Origin of the sequence: Streptomyces sparsogenes subsp. cuspidosporus (assembly GCF_039532705.1) — a bacterium.
GTDB classification, from domain to species: domain Bacteria; phylum Actinomycetota; class Actinomycetes; order Streptomycetales; family Streptomycetaceae; genus Streptomyces; species Streptomyces sparsogenes.
Map to the genome: position 1 here is coordinate 76,181 of NZ_BAAASD010000024.1, position 17,203 is coordinate 93,383.

At 71.2% G+C, this 17,203-nt stretch carries 16 protein-coding genes and 2 pseudogenes; 9 read left to right on the forward strand and 9 right to left on the reverse strand.

The features are described from left to right. The first annotated feature begins 53 nt into the window (after positions 1–53). Complete coding sequence (locus ABFY07_RS25550) at positions 54–614, forward strand: DUF2269 family protein (protein WP_346176725.1); 561 nt, start codon at positions 54–56, stop codon at positions 612–614. 47 nt (positions 615–661) lie between these two features. On the opposite strand, the gene ABFY07_RS25555 is transcribed toward ABFY07_RS25550, so the two are convergent. After that, positions 662–1,885 (reverse strand): MFS transporter, encoded by a 1,224-nt coding sequence (locus ABFY07_RS25555; RefSeq protein ID WP_346176726.1) that lies wholly within the window; start codon positions 1,883–1,885, stop codon positions 662–664. Between the two features lie 144 nt (positions 1,886–2,029). Between ABFY07_RS25555 and ABFY07_RS25560 the strand changes: the two genes are divergently transcribed. After that, positions 2,030–2,518, forward strand: a complete 489-nt coding sequence (locus ABFY07_RS25560; protein WP_065961921.1) for a MarR family winged helix-turn-helix transcriptional regulator — start codon at positions 2,030–2,032, stop codon at positions 2,516–2,518. A gap of 10 nt (positions 2,519–2,528) precedes the next feature. Further along, positions 2,529–2,981, forward strand: a complete 453-nt coding sequence (locus ABFY07_RS25565) for a GNAT family N-acetyltransferase (RefSeq protein ID WP_065961922.1) — start codon at positions 2,529–2,531, stop codon at positions 2,979–2,981. A gap of 31 nt (positions 2,982–3,012) precedes the next feature. On the opposite strand, the gene ABFY07_RS25570 is transcribed toward ABFY07_RS25565, so the two are convergent. The 3 genes and pseudogenes from ABFY07_RS25570 to ABFY07_RS25580 form a co-directional block, all read right to left on the reverse strand. Then, positions 3,013–4,290: an SGNH/GDSL hydrolase family protein gene (locus tag ABFY07_RS25570; RefSeq protein WP_346176727.1), complete on the reverse strand. Its 1,278-nt coding sequence runs from the start codon at positions 4,288–4,290 to the stop codon at positions 3,013–3,015. Between the two features lie 195 nt (positions 4,291–4,485). Then, the gene (locus ABFY07_RS25575; RefSeq protein WP_346176728.1) at positions 4,486–5,889 is read right to left on the reverse strand and encodes a serine hydrolase domain-containing protein; all 1,404 of its coding nucleotides are present in this window, start codon (positions 5,887–5,889) and stop codon (positions 4,486–4,488) included. 71 nt (positions 5,890–5,960) lie between these two features. Further along, positions 5,961–6,348 (reverse strand): annotated as a pseudogene (locus ABFY07_RS25580) (ArsR family transcriptional regulator). Between ABFY07_RS25580 and ABFY07_RS25585 the strand changes: the two are divergent. The 3 genes and pseudogenes from ABFY07_RS25585 to ABFY07_RS25595 form a co-directional block, all read left to right on the forward strand. Next, a pseudogene (locus ABFY07_RS25585) lies at positions 6,333–6,749 on the forward strand (peptide deformylase); the annotation flags it as partial. The pseudogenes ABFY07_RS25580 and ABFY07_RS25585 sit on opposite strands and share 16 nt — an antisense overlap. A 227-nt stretch (positions 6,750–6,976) precedes the next feature. Continuing rightward, on the forward strand, positions 6,977–8,308 hold the full coding sequence (locus tag ABFY07_RS25590) for a phosphatase PAP2 family protein (protein ID WP_428837004.1): 1,332 nt from the start codon (positions 6,977–6,979) through the stop codon (positions 8,306–8,308). 82 nt (positions 8,309–8,390) lie between these two features. Then, positions 8,391–9,122, forward strand: a complete 732-nt coding sequence (locus ABFY07_RS25595) for a dienelactone hydrolase family protein (protein ID WP_346176729.1) — start codon at positions 8,391–8,393, stop codon at positions 9,120–9,122. 69 nt (positions 9,123–9,191) lie between these two features. Here the strand turns inward: ABFY07_RS25595 and dnaB are convergent, their stop codons facing one another. Further along, positions 9,192–11,669, reverse strand: a complete 2,478-nt coding sequence (gene dnaB / locus ABFY07_RS25600; protein ID WP_346176757.1) for a replicative DNA helicase — start codon at positions 11,667–11,669, stop codon at positions 9,192–9,194. A gap of 464 nt (positions 11,670–12,133) precedes the next feature. On the opposite strand from dnaB, the gene ABFY07_RS25605 reads away from it, so the two are divergent. Beyond that, on the forward strand, positions 12,134–13,474 hold the full coding sequence (locus ABFY07_RS25605; RefSeq protein WP_346176730.1) for an MATE family efflux transporter: 1,341 nt from the start codon (positions 12,134–12,136) through the stop codon (positions 13,472–13,474). A 130-nt stretch (positions 13,475–13,604) separates the two neighbouring features. Here ABFY07_RS25605 and rplI read toward each other — a convergent pair whose 3' ends face one another. The 4 genes from rplI to rpsF form a co-directional block, all read right to left on the reverse strand. Continuing rightward, positions 13,605–14,051, reverse strand: a complete 447-nt coding sequence (gene rplI / locus ABFY07_RS25610) for a 50S ribosomal protein L9 (protein ID WP_065961975.1) — start codon at positions 14,049–14,051, stop codon at positions 13,605–13,607. An 18-nt stretch (positions 14,052–14,069) separates the two neighbouring features. Next, the gene (gene rpsR, locus ABFY07_RS25615; RefSeq protein WP_003978893.1) at positions 14,070–14,306 is read right to left on the reverse strand and encodes a 30S ribosomal protein S18; all 237 of its coding nucleotides are present in this window, start codon (positions 14,304–14,306) and stop codon (positions 14,070–14,072) included. A gap of 87 nt (positions 14,307–14,393) precedes the next feature. Continuing rightward, complete coding sequence (locus ABFY07_RS25620; RefSeq protein WP_065961976.1) at positions 14,394–14,969, reverse strand: single-stranded DNA-binding protein; 576 nt, start codon at positions 14,967–14,969, stop codon at positions 14,394–14,396. 82 nt (positions 14,970–15,051) lie between these two features. Further along, complete coding sequence (gene rpsF / locus ABFY07_RS25625) at positions 15,052–15,342, reverse strand: 30S ribosomal protein S6 (protein ID WP_030827724.1); 291 nt, start codon at positions 15,340–15,342, stop codon at positions 15,052–15,054. Positions 15,343–15,572: 230 nt separating this feature from the next. Here rpsF and ABFY07_RS25630 point away from each other — a divergent pair, with 230 nt between their 5' ends. Both ABFY07_RS25630 and ABFY07_RS25635 read left to right on the forward strand, forming a co-directional pair. Further along, on the forward strand, positions 15,573–15,890 hold the full coding sequence (locus tag ABFY07_RS25630; protein ID WP_065961978.1) for a hypothetical protein: 318 nt from the start codon (positions 15,573–15,575) through the stop codon (positions 15,888–15,890). 117 nt (positions 15,891–16,007) lie between these two features. Beyond that, on the forward strand, positions 16,008–17,126 hold the full coding sequence (locus ABFY07_RS25635; RefSeq protein ID WP_346176731.1) for a lipid II:glycine glycyltransferase FemX: 1,119 nt from the start codon (positions 16,008–16,010) through the stop codon (positions 17,124–17,126). Positions 17,127–17,203 lie beyond the last annotated feature (77 nt).

A 17,203-nucleotide genomic window follows, 5' to 3' on the forward strand; every position in this document is an offset into this window, starting at 1 on the left:
GGATACTCCCGCCGTCAGACGCCGTACGGAGCGCCGCGCACGACCGTGGAGGCATGCAGCCGAACCTCTCCCGTCCCGCCCGCAGGGCCCTTCTCGTCGTCCATGTCGTCGTCTCGGTCGGCTGGCTCGGGCTCACCCTCTGTCTGCTCGCGCTCGGGGTCGCGGGCGCGGCCTCCGGGTCGGCGGACACCGCCGAGGCCGCGTATCGCGCCATGAAGATCTTCGGTGACTGGCTGATCGTGCCGATCAGCCTGGCGTCCTTGGTGAGCGGGGTGGTGCTGTCGCTCGGCACGCCGTGGGGACTGGCCCGCTACCGCTGGGTGGTGACGAAGTTCTGGCTGACGCTGCCCGCGGCCGGGGCGTCCGTCCTCGCCCTGCGCGCCGAGATCGACTCGGCGGCGGCCGACGCCTCGGCGGGCCGGGCCGTGCCCGCCGCCACCGATCTGGTCATCGCGCCCTCGGTGGCGCTCGGGGTGTACGTCTTCCTCACCGCGATCTCGGTCCTCAAGCCGTGGGGGCTCACGGCGCGCGGCCGCCGGATGCGCGCCGGCTCGGGCCCGTCGGGCGCCCGGACGCGCCCCGGCCCCCGCGCCACCGCCCGCTCACAGGTGTGACGGGAGGCCACGCGAGGGCCGGAGGGCCAGGGGCCGGGAGGGGCTGGTCAGCGGAGAGCCGCCGCCTCCCGGCTCGCCTCGTCGGGGGCGGGCGCGCCGCCCGCGGCGACGATCCGCCCGGTGCGCGTGGTGCGCCGCTCGAGCGCGGCCGAGAGCACGGCGGTGCCGAGGGCGGCGGCGGCCATCAGGGCGCCGACCCAGTTGGGCGCGGTGTAGCCCATCCCGGCGGCGATGACGATCCCGCCGAGCCAGGAGGCCAGGGCGTTGCCGAGGTTGAAGGCGCCGATGTTGGCCGCCGAGGCGAGCGTCGGGGCGTCCGGCGCCTGGTCCATGACCCGCTTCTGCAGCGGCGCCACGGTCGCGAAGCCGAAGGCCCCGACCAGCAGGAGGGTGGCGGCGGCCGCGACCTTGTTGTGGGCGGTGAACGTGAACGCCGTGAGGACGACGGCGAGTCCGCCGAGGGTGATGTACAGCATCCGCATCAGCGCCCGGTCGGCATAGCGGCCGCCGATCAGATTGCCGCCGACCAGGCCGAGGCCGAAGAGGACGAGCAGCCAGGTCACGGAGGAGGCGCCGTAGCCGGCCACGTCCACCATCATCGGCGTGATGTAGGTGATGGCGGCGAAGACCCCGCCGAAGCCGAGCACCGTCATGATCATCGCCAGCCACACCTGCGGGTTGCGGAAGGCCGCGAGCTCCTGGCCGAGGCGGGCGGCGGCCGCGCCGGGGGTGCTGGGGACGAGGGCGGCGATGCCGGCCAGGCCGAGCACGCCGAGACCGGCGACGGCGAGGAAGGACGCGCGCCAGCCGAAGGTCTGGCCGATCCAGGTGCCCATGGGCACGCCGACGACGTTGGCGACGGTCAGGCCGGTGAACATGGTGGCGATGGCCTGGGCCCGCTTGTGGGGGGCGACCAGGTCGGCGGCGACCACCGCGCCGATGCCGAAGAACGCGCCGTGTGCGAACGAGGCGAGCACCCGGCCGGCAAGCAGCAGCACGAAGGCGGGGGCGAGCGCCGAGAGCAGGTTGCCCGCGATGAACAGGCCCATCAGCGTGGTCAGCATCCGCTTGCGGGTCAGCCGGGTGCCGAGCAGCGTCAGCAGCGGGGCCCCGAGGACGACGCCGAGGGCGTAGCCGGTGGTCGCGTAGCCGGCGGTGGGGATGGAGACATGGAACTCGTCGGCCACCTCGGGCAGCAGTCCCATGATCACGAATTCGGTCGTGCCGATGCCGAAGGCGCCGATGGCAAGCGCCAGCAGGGCGAGAGGCATGTCTGGAGTCCCTTGGAGCGATGACGATGATTGCGCGGAAGGTTTTAACGCGTAGACAATAATTGCAGACGCGCTCTAATTGCAAGCGCCGACTTTTTCGACGGGTGGACTACCCTGGTCGGGACGACACCCAAGGAGGGACCCATGCCGGATGCGCAGACCGACGAGCCGCTGTCGTGCGGGCCGCTGACCGGCGGGCGCGCCCTCGCCCAGGGCTGGTGCGCCCTGTCCGCCCTGCACGGCCGCATCGAGACCCACGTCGAGCGCGCGCTCCAGGCCCGGCACGGGCTGAGCGTCCGCGAGTTCTCGGTGCTCAACGTGCTCAACGAGCAGCACGACGGCCCGGGCGGACATCTCCAGATGCGCCAGCTCGCCGACGCCGTCGTCCTCAGCCAGAGCGCCACCACCCGCCTGGTCACCCGGCTGGAGGACCGCGGCCTGCTCGCCCGCTACATCTGCCCGGACGACCGCCGCGGCATCTACACCAACGTCACCCCCGCGGGCCGTGACCTGCTCGAACAGGCCCGCCCCACCAATGACGCCGCGCTGCGCGAGGCCCTCCGGGACGCCGCCGCACGGCCCGAGCTGGCCCCGCTGGTGGCGGCCGTCGAAGGGCTGTGGGCCCCCGCGTAGGCTGCGCGCCATGAGCGACTTGGAGATCCGCCCCGCAACCGCCGACGACATCCCCGCCATCGTGGCCATGCTGGCCGACGACCCGCTCGGCGCCCGGCGCGAGTCCCCGGATGATCCGGCCCCCTACCGGGCCGCGTTCGAGCGGATCGCCCGCGACCCGGGCCAGCGCCTCGTCGTCGCCGTACGGGACGGTCGCGTCATCGGCACGCTCCAGCTCACCGTCGTCCCCGGCCTGTCCCGGCGCGGCGCCACCCGCTCGATCATCGAGGGCGTCCGCGTCCACGCCGACGAGCGCGGCAGCGGGCTCGGGACCCAGCTGATCCAGTGGGCCATCGACGAGTCGCGCCGCGAGGGCTGCGTGCTGGTGCAGCTCACCTCGGACGCGACCCGGACCGATGCCCACCGCTTCTACGAGCGCCTCGGCTTCGAGGCCTCGCACGTGGGATTCAAGCTCGCTCTCTGACTCCGGCCGGTCAGAGGGCGCCGAGGTCGATCTAGAGCGCGTCGAGGTCGATCGCCTCGGCCATGCGCCGGTAGCCCTCGTCGTTGGGGTGCTTGTGGTCCCCGCTGTCGTACGCCGGGTCGAGCGCCAGCGGATCCGAGGGCGAGGCCATGACCTCCGCGAAGTCGACCACCGCGTCGAACTCCCCGGAGGTACGGATCCATTCGTTGATCGCCGCGCGCTTCGCCTCGGAGCGCGCCGTGTGGTACTCCGCGCCCTTGAACGGCAGGATCGTCGCGCCCACGACCCTGACGCCCCGCGCGTGGGCCCGCGCGATCAGATCGCGGTAGCCGGCGATCACCTGCTCGGCCGAGACCTGCGGATTGGGCTTGTAGGTGGGCAGGTCCACCTCGCTGAACCCGATGTCGTTGAGCCCCTGGAGCAGGATCACCGACCTGACACCCGGCTTGTCCAGCACATCGCGCCCGAACCGCGCGCCCGCCCGGTCCCCGTACCAGCGCGAGTCGTGCAGCAGCAGGTTCCCGCCGATGCCGGAGTTGAGGACCGGGCGCGGGGTGCCCGCCGCCGCCAGGCGCTCCGCCAGCCGGTCCGGCCAGCGCTTGTCGCCGTCGTAGGAGGAGCCGAAGCCGTCGGTGATGGAGTCGCCGAACGCCACCACGGAGCCGCGCCGCCCGGTGCCGCCGGACAGCTCCACGTCCGAGAGGTAGTACCAGGAGTGGGTGGTCTCGGTGAACGCCCCGCCCGTGCGGTCGGCGCCGTGGTCGCCCTCCGCGCGGTAGCTGGTGGCGTACGCCTGGGCGTGGAAGGTGGCCGGACCGGTCGGCTCGGCGAAGTACAGCGTCACCGTCAGCGACTCGAAGGGCGCCACGCGCACCGGCGCCGCGTCACTGGCCGTCTCGCCACCCGCCGGGATGGTCACCGCCCCCCGGTGCCCGAAGGTCAGCCGGCGCAGGCTCCCGCCCTCGACCGCCGCGCCGCCCGCGCTCCGGGCGATGGTCGCGCCCGCGATCCGCAGCGGCTCGGCGCCGTACCGGTTCGACAGCCTGATCCGGGCGGCGGTGCCGCCGCCGGTCACCCGCACCACCTGGCGCACCGTCTGGTCGGCGAAGCCCTTGAGGGACCAGTTGTCCTCGAAACCCTCACTGGGCCGCTGGACGGGGGCGGCCCACCCGGCCGACCAGGCGGCCGCGGGCCGGGCGGCGGAACCGGAGGCGGGGGAGGCGGCTGTGGCGGAACCGAAGCCGGAGGCGGCCAGGACGGCGGTCAGGGCGAGCAGGGACGCACCCACGCGAAGCGCTGAAGAGCGCACGGCGGATCTCCTTCGAAACGGGGCGGGCCCGGGGCCCGCCGCACTTGAGCTGAGGAGATCAGCCTGCGGCGGCTCGCTCGGGCCACCCAGCCCCCGGCGGTGCGTACCACTGCCGGGGTCAGGCACGCGCGCCGCCCACCGCCGGGCCGCGCCTCACGCCCCGCGCGTCAGACTCCGCGCGTCACGCCCGGCGCCTCACGCCCCCGGGCGCCACCCCTTGGGGTCCACCCCGCCCGGCACCGCGCCGTCGGCCTCGTACGGCTCCCGGGTGAAGACGAAGGTCCCCAGGTCGAGATGGACGCTGTCGGCACCGTACGGACCACCGCCCGCGCCCCGCACCACGCGCAGCGTCTCGCCCGCGTAGTACCCGTCGAGCCCGGTCCAGGTGCCGTCCGGCTCCGCCCGGAAGCGCGAGCCGCGCCCCCTGCCGTTCAACGGGCGCAGCTCGAGCCCCCGCTCGGGACGCAGGTGCAGCAGGAAGGGCGTGGGGCCCCAGTACCAGGGCCCGGTCAGCGCCACCAGCTCCGGATCGGCCTCGGACAACGGGCGCCAGGGCGCGGGCATCGGGGGCTCGTGCTCGGCCGCGATCCGTACGAGATCGGCCGCGACGGCACCGACGGCGGGGCCGGAGGTGGCGTTGGCCAGCGCGATCCCGGCCAGCCCCTCCTCGGGGCTCGCCCACAGGGCGGCCAGGAAGCCCGGCATGGAGCCGGTGTGGCCGATGAGGAGCCGGCCGTCCCGGCGGGCCAGCTGGATGCCGAGCCCGTAGCCGTCGTCCCACTCGTCGCCCTCGGGCGCGACCGCCGGGGCCCGCATCTCGGCCAGCGTCCGGGGGTCCAGCACCCGCCGGTCCCCGTCCATCAGGAAGGCGGCGTACCGGGCCAGGTCGGCGGCGGTCGACCACAGCTGTCCGGCCGGGGCCATCCGGCCGGTGTCCACGGCGGGTTCGGGCAGCAGCACATCCGCCCAGGGGTGCACCGCCCAGCCCTCGGCGTGCGGGGCCCAGGGCAGCGGCGAGGTGCGCTTCATCCCCAGCGGCTCCAGCACCTCGCGGCGCAGCACCTCGTCCCAGGGCGCGCCGCGCAGCCGCTCGACGAGCGCCCCCAGCAGCGCGAAGCCGGGGTTGGAGTAGTGGTGGCGGCGGCCGACGGGATGCCGCAGCGGCCTCTCCCCGAAGATGTCGGCCGTCTCGGGGCGCAGCTCGCCCGGCGTGCGCTCCCACCACGGGCCGCGCGCCTCCGCCGCCAGGCCCGAGGTGTGGGCGAGCAGCTGGGCGATGGTGGCGTCCCCGGCCTCGGGCACATCCAGATGGCGGGAGAGCGGATCGCCGAGATACAGCAGCCCCTCGTCGCGCAGCCGCATCACCAGCACCGCCACGAAGGTCTTGGTGAGCGAGCCGATGCGGTACTGGGTTCCGCCGTCGGGCGCCTGCCCTGCCACCTCGCCGCGCGCCCCGGCCCACCACAGCCGTCCGTCCCGTACCACCGCGCCCACCAGGGAGGGCGCGCGGCCCTCGGTCTGGCCGACGGCGATCCGGCGGAGCAGGGCACGGCGGGTGGCGGGCAGCGGCTGCGCGGGCTCTTCCATGGGCGCGATCATGCCCGCACCCTACGTCCGGCGGGTCGGCCGCAGGGGCCGATGCGCCATTCGGGGGGCCGGGGGCCGCTTTCTCAGTCCGGCCGGGAGCCGCCGCCCCCGGTTTCCCCGGCTCGGCCGGCGTCGTCCGCCGGGTGGGGAAGGAGGGGGAACAGCCGCGTGATGAGGGCGACCGGTGCGGCGCGCTCGGGCCGGGCCAGGGGGCGCTGCTCGCGGTCCTGGTAGGGGGCGAGGGCCCGCCGGATCACGTCCGCGACCCGGATCGCCTCCTCGGGTGTCAGATAGGCGACGGCGCTGAAGGCCTCGTCGTGGCGCCCCACGGGCGCGGCCCCCGCTGTGAGGGGCTTCTTCGATGTGGCCGTGGCGTGCGAGCTGCCGCAGATGGAACGAGCAGAGCCCCGAGCTATAGCCGAGCCGGGCGGCCGCCTCGGTCGCCGTGACGGTGCCGACTTCGGCGAGCAGCTCCGGAGGTGCTGAGCCGCCCCTGCCGCGAGGTGACCGAGTTCGGCACCTCCGAGCTCTCGGCCCTGATCGACGACATGTTCCTGACCATGTACGTGGCCGACGGCGCCGAGGGCTGTCTGTCCGTGCCCGGCGCCACCATGGCGGTCCCCCGCCCCGATCGCGCCGTCGCGCGCGGATGGGACAAGGACGGCAACCCCCTGGTGATCGAGGGGACGGGTTACTTCGCCCGGTGCCTGCAGCACGAGATCGACCATCTCGACGGACATCTCTATCTCGACCGGCTGTCCGCGCGGGACCGCGAGGACGCCCTGCGGCAGATGGCCGCGCGCCGCGAGGACGTCTTCGCCCGACGCGAGAAGAAGGCCGCGGCGTGCGGCGCGCGCTCTTCGGCGTCCTGACGGAACGCCAACCTCTCGCTGCCGACGCACCGCTTGCCGCCATCCGGCGTGCCCAAAACCCGCCCCGCACCGCTCCGATAGCATGCTCGGGCCCAGGACAATCGCCCACATCGCCCGCGCTTCACCGGAAAAACCATGCCATCCAGCACGATGAGTTACCTATTTGACCAACGCCTAGCAAATCGGCCGAAAAATTGATACCTATAGCATCGCGGGCCTTTTCCCGAATAAGCCGCGTACTCACGCTCGCCGCGTGGCGTCGACCGCGGACGATACTGTGGGCCGTGGCGGGTGTGGCGACCCTGGGATTCCTCATCGCGCTGGAGATCGCCGCACGTCGCTATGGCCTCCCCGGGCCGATGACCAGCCAGGCGCAAGAGGTGATATTCGCCCCCAAGTCCGGCTTTCTGCTGTACGCCAGCATGGGGCTGATGATGCTGGTGCTCACCTGGCGGCAGCGGTTCATCGCGTTGGGTGTCGCGATCGGCATCGACATCGTCTTCGTGCTGGTGCGGTGGACGGTCGACGCCAAGATGAGCTTCGGCAACGGCGCGTTGTGGGTGGTCCTGGGCTGTGCGGTCATCGCTCTCACGCGGCGCACCGGCAATGAGCGCGCGCTGCTGCTGAAGGGCGTCGGTCTTGGCCTGCTGCTGGTGACCGGCCGCAAGACCGGCGACACCTGGCTCCTCATCACCTCGAAGACCCGCCCCATGGTGCTCGACCCGTACCTCGCGACCGCCGACCACGCGCTGGGCAACCCGTCCTGGCTGGTGGGCCGGCTGGTCAGGGCCACCGGTCCGATCGGCACCCACCTCCTCGACTGGGTCTACGCCCAGCTCGCGGTCGCCGCGGTCGTCGTCGCGCTGTACCAGCTGCGCAAGGTCTCGGTCGAGCGCCGCTTCCCGCGCCACCATCTGGTGCGCACTTTCCTGGTCATAGGCGTCGTCGGGCCCGCCATCTACATGATCTTCCCGGTCGTCGGGCCGATCTTCGCCTACGGCACCGGCGCCTTCGGCACCGGCGGCGAGCACTGGGCGATCGCCAACCTCTGGCCGGACACGCCCCCGCCGATCAACCCCCCGCACCCGGTGCTGTACGACGAGATCACCCCCCGCAACTGCATGCCCAGCCTCCACACCGCCTGGGCCACCGCGATCTTCATCCACTCCCGCAAGGGCCCGCGCGCCCTGCGGTTCGCGGGCACCTTCTGGCTGGTCGCCACGCTCACCGCGACCCTGGGCTTCGGCTACCACTACGGCGTGGACCTCATCGCCGGCGTGGTGTTCGCCCTCACCATCGAAGCGGCGCTGCGCTCGTTCGACCGCGGCTGGAACCGCGCGGGAATCCAGATGGTCGCCTACGGCACCACCGTCTTCGCCGCGCTCCTGGTCTGCTACCGCTATCTGCCGATGAAGATGGCCACCCACCCCTGGCTGTTCGGACCGCTGCTCCTCCTGGCGATGGTCTCGGTCATCCACGTCTACATACGCACCACCAGACTGTGGGAGCCGAAGGCGGCGCCGGCGCCACGGCCGGAACCGCAACCCGAGCTGGTGTGAATCAGGCGGCGCCACCCGCGCCGCTCTGCTGACGGCTAAGACCGGCCTGACCGGGCCCCTGTGATCACTACAGTCCCGTCTCATGACGACGACGACCGTCACCACGCGCACGGTGGAATACCCGGCCGACGGCCTGACGATGATCGGGCACCTCGCGCTCCCCGCCGGTACCGGCCGCCGGCCCGCGGTCCTGCTCGGGCCAGAGGGCATGGGACTCAGCGACGTCGAGCGCCGCCGGGCCGAAGCTCTCGCCGAGCTGGGATACGTAGCGCTGGCCTTCGACCTTCACGGCGGGCGCTATGTGGGCGACCCCGAGGAGATGCTGGCCCGTTGCATGCCGCTGCTCGCCGACCCCGACCGGATGCGGGGCATCGGCCACGCGGCACTCGATGTGCTGCGCGCCGAACCGCGGACCGACCCCGACCGGATCGCCGCCATCGGCTACGGCACCGGGGGAGCGATCGCGCTGGAACTCGGGCGCGACGGCGTCGACCTGCGGGCGATCGGCACGGTCAACGCGCTGACCACGGGCCGACCGGGCGAGGCCGAGCGCATTCGCTGCCCTGTGTGGGCCGGGGTCGGCTCGGAGGACCCGATCATGCCGCCCGCGCAACGGGACGCCTTCACCGCCGAGATGCAGGCCGCGGGCGTCGACTGGCGCCTCGTGGTCTACGGCGGGGCCCTGCACGCCTTCCACCACCCGACGGTCGACCACCCCACGGTCCCCGGCGTCGGCCACCACCCGCTCCACGCGCAGCGGGCCTGGCGCGACATCGTCGGCCTGCTCGCCGAGTGCCTGCCCGTGACGGAGTGACGGAGGGACGGAGGGGTGGAGGGGTGGCGGGAGAAGGACCTGGAGACTGAGCACCCGCCGGGGGCGTGATCAGGTCTGGGCCATGTCCACGAAGCGCGAGTAGTGCCCCTGGAAGGCGACCGTGATCGTGGCCGTCGGACCGTTACGGTGCTTGGCCACGATCAGGTCGGCCTCGCCCGCGCGCGGCGACTCCTTCTCGTACGCGTCCTCCCGGTGCAGCAGGATGACCATGTCGGCGTCCTGCTCGATGGAACCACTCTCACGCAGGTCGGAGACCATGGGCTTCTTGTCCGTGCGCTGCTCGGGACCACGGTTGAGCTGCGAGAGCGCGATGACCGGAAGCTCCAGCTCCTTGGCCAGCAGCTTGAGGTTTCGCGACATGTCCGAGACCTCCTGCTGACGGCTCTCGGGGCGCCGCGCGCCGCCGGACTGCATCAGCTGCAGATAGTCGATGACCACCAGCCGCAGATCGTTGCGCTGCTTGAGGCGGCGGCACTTGGCGCGGATCTCCATCATCGACAGGTTCGGGGAGTCGTCGATGTAGAGGGGGGCGGCGGAGACATCGGGCATCCGGCGGGCCAGCCGCGTCCAGTCCTCGTCCGTCATGCTCCCGGACCGCATGTGGTGCAGCGCCACCCGGGCCTCGGCGGACAGCAGTCGCATGGCGATCTCGTTGCGTCCCATCTCGAGCGAGAAGATGACGCTGGGCAGGTTGTTCTTGATCGAGCAGGCCCGCGCGAAGTCCAGGGCGAGGGTGGAGTTGTGCGTGGGCACCATCGACCGGGTGGCCAGATAGAGGTGCTCCGGGTTGTCCACCTGAACACAGCGGACCGGGACGCTCTCGATCTCCCGGACGTCGGTGATGAACCGCTGCCTCAGCTTCGGAGTGCCCGGGCGCCTGCGCTCCTCGTGCATGCGTCGCTTCCGCTCCAACCCGAACACGTCATCGGTCGGTGTGAAGCTGACCCGGTAGGCAATGGAGGTCTTCTCCGAGCGCCCCTTGACCAGCTTCTTCCGCACGCCGCAGCGGTAGCCGAGGCTGACGAGCAGTTCACGGAAGCCTTCGGCCAACGCCTCGTTGGTGACGGTGAACTGAACAGACCCGGCATTCGTTACGGTTCCGTCGGTGTCGAGGAGCCCGGCGAGCAGTTCCCTGCGCTGGGCAATGGAACTGCGCAGGTACTCCTGCGGGATGTGCTTGTCTCCCAAGAGACCCATGTCCCGCAGTCGCGTATGGAGGCCGCCGTGCTTCCTGGTGCACGGGGCACATCGGGGCTCAGAGAAGGAGGACGATGTGATTCTCGCCGCGTTGCTGCTGCCGTCACCCAGCCACGCACCTAGCGTGTACGGCGGAACAGGCAGCTCCCGATGCGGCAGTTGGAGAGGAGCCGCGTTCGTCACGGAGTGGTTCTTGCGCCCGTCAGCCGTGTCGCAGTGCAGCGTCGCGGCGATTTCCTTGGTGGTCTTGACCGAGGCGAAGGTGCGCTGATTGCGATGGCCGTTGTGCTGGGCCGCGGCGGCCTGGGCAGACCTGCGCGAAGCCCGGGTATCGGTGAGCCACTGATGGTCCGCATCGGCAACGACAGTCGTGCCATCGTCGAAAATCATCTCGTAGCACGGCCGCCCCGTCATCACGTCAGTGGTAGCCACTACCCGGGTCGGCTTCCCCGATGCGTCGAGCAGGTAGTCACCTGGCCGCACCTCGCCCATGGTGGTCCACCCCGTGGGGGTGGGCAGCGGCGTATCGAGCGCCAGCGCCTTGCCCATCGCGGGACGGGCGGCGATGACGATCATCTGGCCGGGGTGCAGCCCGTTGGTCAGGGCGTCCAGGTCGGTGAAGCCGGTGGGCACGCCGGACATCTGGCCGCTGCGCGAGCCGATGGCCTCGATCTCGTCGAGCGCGCCCTCCATGATGTCGCCGAGCGGCAGATAGTCCTCGCTGGTGCGCTGCTCGGTGACGGCGTAGATCTCCGCCTGGGCGTTGTTGACGATCTCATCCACATCGCCGTCGGCCGCGTATCCCATCTGGGTGATGCGGGTGCCGGCCTCGACCAGGCGGCGCAGCACCGCGCGCTCATGGACGATCTCGGCGTAGTACTCGGCGTTGGCGGCGGTGGGGACCGACTGGACGAGGGTGTGGAGATACGAGGCGCCGCCGACGCGGGCGATCTCCCCGCGCTTGGTGAGCTCGGCGGCGACGGTGATCGGATCGGCCGGCTCCCCCTTGGCGTACAGGTCGAGGATGGCCTGGTAGACCGTCTCATGGGCGGGTCGGTAGAAGTCGTTGCCCTTGAGGACCTCGACGACATCGGCGATGGCGTCCTTGGACAGCAGCATGCCGCCCAGCACCGACTGCTCGGCGTCCAGGTCCTGGGGCGGCACCCGCTCGAAGCCCGCTCCGCCGCCCTCCTCCCAGGCCCCCGACTCCCGCCCGCGCTCATGCTGCTCGTCACGGCCGCGGCCGCCTTCGCCGCGGCGGAACCGGGGGGAGGGGAACCGGTCGACCGGGCCGGAGTCTGCCCAGGGGTCGTCCATGGGCTCGGGCATGCTCACCCCGCCACCTCCTCCCGTCCGCGGTGCGGACCTCGCCGCGCGTCTCTTTCTTACGCCACGGCTATGACAAACAGGGCGCCCGACTTCCGGTTCCGACGCGGCGGATTCGAGGGGAATCGAGGCCGGAACGGGCAGCGGGCGCCGGACCACGGTAGGCCCGTCTCCCCCCTCAGCCAACTTGGTTATCCACAGGGCATGTGGATGATGGAGGCCATCCTGTGGAGAAGTCCCGCGATCCTGTGCACGGGGCGGGGGACAGCGCTGTGGACAAACACACAGTCACCCCAGACTTGCGCCCCTGACCTGCGGTTTCTTCATCCAGGGGCTGTGCAGGAGAAAAACTTCGGCACCTGGATCAAGATCGCGACAAACGACGCAGAGGAGAGCGTCCCGTACCATCACATGTAAGGGATGCAAGCCAGTTGTGTCTCTTACCTGTGGAAGATTAGATTGCCCCCATGACTACGGCCCCCGCGACCGAGCGGAACACCGCCCGGCGACACGATCGCGAGATCGTCGCGCTCGCCCTCCCCGCCTTCGGCGCACTGGTGGCGGAGCCCCTCTTCGTCATGGCCGACAGCGCCGTCGTCGGCCACCTCGGCACCCCTCAGCTCGCAGGGCTCGGCGTCGCCGCCGCCCTGCTCACCACCGCCGTCAACATCTTCGTCTTCCTCGCCTACGCCACCACGGCCGCCGTGGCGCGCCGGGTCGGCGCGGGCGACCTGGCCGGGGCGCTCCGCCAGGGGCTGGACGGCATCTGGCTCGCCCTCCTCCTCGGCGGCGCCGTCATCGCCGTCACCCTGCCCGCCGCCCCCGGGCTCATCGACCTCTTCGGCGCCTCGGACACCGCGGCCCCGCACGCCGTCACCTATCTGCGCATCAGTTCGCTCGGCGTCCCCGCGATGCTCGTCGTGCTCGCCGCCACCGGCGTGCTCCGCGGCCTCCAGGACACCCGGACCCCGCTGTACGTCGCCATCGGCGGCTTCGCCGCCAACGCCGCGCTGAACGCGACCCTGGTCTACGGCGCCGGGCTCGGCATCGCGGGCTCCGCCTGGGGCACGGTCATCGCCCAGTGCGCCATGGCCGGGGTCTATCTCACCGTCGTCGTACGAGGCGCCAGACGCCACGGCGCCACGCTGCGCCCCGACCCGGCCGGGATCCGGGCCTGCGCCCACGCCGGGGTGCCGCTGCTGGTCCGCACGCTGGCCCTGCGTACCGTCATGGTGATCGCGACCGCGGTGGCGGCCCGCCTCGGCGACGACGAGATCGCCGGGCACCAGATCGTTCTGTCCCTGTGGAACCTGCTGGCCTTCGCCCTGGACGCGATCGCCATCGCGGGCCAGGCGATCATCGGGAGATATCTGGGCGCGGGCGACGCCGAGGGGGCCCGCGCCGCCTGTCGCCGCATGGTCCAGTGGGGCATCGCCTCCGGGGTGGTGCTCGGTCTGCTGGTCGTCGCGGCCCGCCCGCTGTTCATCCCCCTGTTCACCTCGGACGCGGCGGTACGGGACACCCTGCTGCCCGCCCTGCTGGTGACGGCCGCCATCCAGCCGGTGGCCGGTGTCGTCTTCGTCCTGGACGGGGTGCTGATGGGCGCCGGCGACGGCGGCTATCTGGCCTGGGCGATGATCGTCACGCTCGCGGTCTTCGCCCCGGTCGCGATGCTGGTCCCCTCGCTCGGCGGCGGGCTGACGACCCTGTGGTGGACCATGGCGCTGATGATGACGGTCCGGCTGGCCACCCTGTGGCTGCGCGCCCGCTCGGGCCGCTGGCTCGTCACCGGCGCGGTGCGCGCCTGACCCCCGATGACGCCTGCCCCCCTGAAGACACCTGCCCCCGGAGATACCTGAGGGCCGCGACCCCGGCGTGGGTCGCGGCCCTCAGTCATGCCGCGCAGGCCGTGCCGACGTGTCGTGCCGAAGGCAGCGATCAGGCGGCGATGACCTCGACGCCCACCTTGGCGGCAACCTCGGCGTGCAGACGCACCGACACCTGGTGCGCGCCCAGGGTCTTGATCGGGGCGGCCACCTCGATGCGGCGCTTGTCCACCTCCGGGCCACCCGCGTCCTTGATCGCCGAGGCGATGTCGGCCGGGGTGACGGAGCCGAACAGACGGCCGGCGTCGCCGGCGCGGGTCTTCAGCCGCACCTTGACGCCCTCGAGCTGCGCCTTGACCTCGTTGGCCTGCTCGATCGTGGCGATCTCGCGGATGCGACGACCGCGGCGGATCTGCTCGACGTCCTTCTCGCCACCCTTGGTCCAGCGGATCGCCAGACCACGCGGAACCAGGTAGTTACGGGCGTAACCGTCCTTGACGTCCACGACGTCACCGGCGGTACCGAGGCCGGAGACCTCATGGGTGAGGATGATCTTCATGAATCGGTCACCCTTCCCTTATCGCGCGGTGGAGGTGTAGGGCAGCAGCGCCATCTCACGGCTGTTCTTCACGGCCGTGGCGACGTCACGCTGGTGCTGGGTGCAGTTGCCGGTGACCCGGCGGGCACGGATCTTGCCGCGGTCGGAAATGAACTTCCGCAGCAGGTTCGTGTCCTTGTAGTCGACGTAGGAGATCTTCTCCTTGCAGAACACGCAAACCTTCTTCTTAGGCTTGCGAGCAGGCGGCTTCGCCATTGTCTCTCTCCAGTGTGATCAAGAAGTTTGTGCTGGTCGCCCTGACCAGGCCGGGCGCTGTTTCACGTGAAACAGCGCATCCGGGGCCTAGAAGGGCGGCTCGTCTGAGTAGCCGCCGGAGTTGCCGGAGCCGCCGCCCCAGCCACCGCCGCCGCCCTGACCGCCGGCCGGGGCGCTGCTCGCCCACGGGTCGTCGGCCGGAGCGCCGCCCTGCTGGCCGCCGCCGGGGCCGCCGCCCCAGCCGCCGCCACCCTGACCGCCGCCCTGGCCGCCGCCGTATCCGCCCTGGCCGCCGCGGCCGGCGGTCTTGGTGACCTTCGCCGTGGCGTTGCGCAGGCTGGCGCCGACCTCGTCGACGTCCAGCTCATAGACCGTGCGCTTGACTCCCTCGCGGTCCTCGTAGGACCGCTGCTTCAGCCGGCCCTGCACGATGACGCGCATGCCGCGCTGGAGCGACTCGGCGACGTTCTCCGCGGCCTGCCGCCACACCGAGCACGTGAGGAAGAGGCTCTCGCCGTCCTTCCACTCGTTGGTCTGCCGGTCGAAGGTACGGGGAGTGGACGCGACACGGAACTTCGCGACCGCCGCACCGGACGGGGTGAAGCGCAGCTCGGGGTCGTCGACGAGATTGCCGACGACCGTGATGACGGTCTCGCCTGCCATTGGGGGAACCTCTCGGCGGGTACTGCTGGGCTGCTTGCTACTCGTTGCGATTCGGCCCGATGACCGCTGAGCGCTTACGCGGTCAGTGGGTCTCGGGACGGAGGACCTTGGTCCGGAGGACCGACTCGTTCAGGTTCAGCTGGCGGTCGAGCTCCTTGACGACCGCGGGCTCGGCCTGCAGGTCGATGACCGAGTAGATGCCCTCGGGCTTCTTCTTGATCTCGTACGAGAGACGACGACGGCCCCAGGTGTCGACCTTCTCCACCTTGCCGTTGCCCTCGCGGACGACGGAAAGGAAGTTCTCGATCAGCGGGGAGACAGCGCGCTCCTCGAGATCGGGGTCGAGGATGACCATCACCTCGTAGTGACGCATGTGGAACCCACCTCCTTTGGACTCAGCGGCCACGGTCGATCCGTGGCAGGAGGGTCGTGATGCGTACCGCACCGGTGTCTGAGCAGACACCACTGCGGACGGTACACACTACCCGCCGACTGCCGCCGGGTTGAAATCCGGGCGTCTCTCGCCGCAATCTGTACACATCGGGTGTGAGCGGCGTTACAGTTTCGCCGCTTTGCCATATGTGCTCTCCCCGGAGGTACCCCATGGCACAGGCAGCACGACCGCACCGCGGCCTCCTCTCCTTCCTCGACACCGACGGCAAGGCGCATCCCGTCGAGAACCGCTTCGCCGCGGCAACCCTGCTGATCGGCGTCATCGCCTTCATCACCGCCCATTTCCCCGGCCTGCACCTGGTCAGCTCGTGGACGGGCCTGGTCGGCATCGTCACCGGCCTGTGGGGACAGCTGATCTCCGCGACCACCGGTGAGCGCTTCCTGCTGATCATCGGGCTCGGCGCGGCCGGCGTCGGCTTCTATCTCGGCATGGCGCACGGCGGCCTGTTCGGCGGCGTCCTGGGCTGAAGTCCGGCCCGGCCCATTGCCCCCGGGCCCAAACGGGGCATGTCCTTGGCGCAGTAGGCTTCGGCGCGAGAGCCGGAGCCCCGACCATGGGGACAAACCTGCCGAGGAGCGCCCCGCATGAGCCTGACCCTGAGGACGATCAGCCGAGAGCAGCATCTGGCGTACATCCAGAGCCTGCCCGCGGCCAGCCACATGCAGGTCCCGGCATGGGCGGACGTCAAGAAGGAGTGGCGCTCGGAGAACCTCGGCTGGTTCGACGCGACCGGCCAGCTGGTCGGCGTGGGCCTCGTCCTCTACCGGCAGCTCCCCAAGATCAAGCGCTATCTCGCGTACCTCCCCGAGGGCCCGGTCATCAACTGGTACTCGCCCCACCTCGAGGACTGGCTGCGCCCGATGCTCGCGCACCTCAAGCAGCAGGGCGCCTTCTCCGTGAAGATGGGCCCGCCGGTCATCATCCGCCGCTGGGACGCCGCCGCGATCAAGGCCGGCATCCAGAACCCGGATGTGAAGCGGCTGCGCGACATCGAGGCGACCTTCATCGAGCCACGCGCCTTCGAGGTCGCCGACCGGCTGCGCCGCATGGGCTGGCAGCAGGGCGAGGACGGCGGGGCCGGCTTCGGCGACGTCCAGCCGCGCTACGTCTTCCAGGTGCCCCTGGAGAACCGCTCGCTGGAGGACGTCCACAAGGGCTTCAACCAGCTGTGGCGGCGCAACATCAAGAAGGCCGAGAAGGCCGGCGTCGAGGTCGTCCAGGGCCAGTACGAGCACCTGGCCGAGTGGCAGCGGCTGTACGAGATCACCGCGGAGCGCGACCACTTCCGGCCCCGCCCGCTCAGCTACTTCCAGCGGATGTGGCAGGCCCTCAACACCGAGGACCCCAACCGGATGCGGCTGTACTTCGCCATCCATGAGGGCGAGGCCGTCGCCGCCGCCACCATGCTGATCGTCGGCGGCCACGTCTGGTACTCCTACGGCGCCTCCGCCAACCACAAGCGCGAGGTCAGGCCCTCGAACGCGATGCAGTGGCGGATGCTGCGCGACGCCTACGCGCTCGGCGCGACCGTCTACGACCTGCGGGGCATCAGCGACTCGCTGGACGAGAACGACCACCTCTTCGGCCTCATCCAGTTCAAGGTGGGCACCGGCGGCCAGGCCGCCGAATACCTCGGCGAGTGGGACTTCCCCCTCAACAAGCTGCTGCACAAGGCGCTGGACATCTACATGTCCCGCCGCTGACTTCCCCGAATTCTTGACTCTCCACCTACGCTGCATACCTTCAATACACCGCGGCCACGAGAAAGGTTCCGGGACCG

What these genes read in the sequence shown, in the direction of transcription:
- ABFY07_RS25565 (WP_065961922.1), top strand. Translation starts at nt 2,529, where the DNA reads ATGAGCGACTTGGAGATCCGCCCCGCAACCGCCGACGACATCCCCGCC.
- rpsR (WP_003978893.1), bottom strand. Translation starts at nt 14,306, where the DNA reads ATGGCGAAGCCGCCTGCTCGCAAGCCTAAGAAGAAGGTTTGCGTGTTC.
- ABFY07_RS25555 (WP_346176726.1), bottom strand. Translation starts at nt 1,885, where the DNA reads ATGCCTCTCGCCCTGCTGGCGCTTGCCATCGGCGCCTTCGGCATCGGC.
- rplI (WP_065961975.1), bottom strand. Translation starts at nt 14,051, where the DNA reads ATGAAGATCATCCTCACCCATGAGGTCTCCGGCCTCGGTACCGCCGGT.
- ABFY07_RS25560 (WP_065961921.1), top strand. Translation starts at nt 2,030, where the DNA reads ATGCCGGATGCGCAGACCGACGAGCCGCTGTCGTGCGGGCCGCTGACC.
- ABFY07_RS25605 (WP_346176730.1), top strand. Translation starts at nt 12,134, where the DNA reads ATGACTACGGCCCCCGCGACCGAGCGGAACACCGCCCGGCGACACGAT.
- dnaB (WP_346176757.1), bottom strand. Translation starts at nt 11,669, where the DNA reads ATGCCCGAGCCCATGGACGACCCCTGGGCAGACTCCGGCCCGGTCGAC.
- rpsF (WP_030827724.1), bottom strand. Translation starts at nt 15,342, where the DNA reads ATGCGTCACTACGAGGTGATGGTCATCCTCGACCCCGATCTCGAGGAG.
- ABFY07_RS25635 (WP_346176731.1), top strand. Translation starts at nt 16,008, where the DNA reads ATGAGCCTGACCCTGAGGACGATCAGCCGAGAGCAGCATCTGGCGTAC.
- ABFY07_RS25620 (WP_065961976.1), bottom strand. Translation starts at nt 14,969, where the DNA reads ATGGCAGGCGAGACCGTCATCACGGTCGTCGGCAATCTCGTCGACGAC.
- ABFY07_RS25630 (WP_065961978.1), top strand. Translation starts at nt 15,573, where the DNA reads ATGGCACAGGCAGCACGACCGCACCGCGGCCTCCTCTCCTTCCTCGAC.
- ABFY07_RS25575 (WP_346176728.1), bottom strand. Translation starts at nt 5,889, where the DNA reads ATGATCGCGCCCATGGAAGAGCCCGCGCAGCCGCTGCCCGCCACCCGC.
- ABFY07_RS25550 (WP_346176725.1), top strand. Translation starts at nt 54, where the DNA reads ATGCAGCCGAACCTCTCCCGTCCCGCCCGCAGGGCCCTTCTCGTCGTC.
- ABFY07_RS25595 (WP_346176729.1), top strand. Translation starts at nt 8,391, where the DNA reads ATGACGACGACGACCGTCACCACGCGCACGGTGGAATACCCGGCCGAC.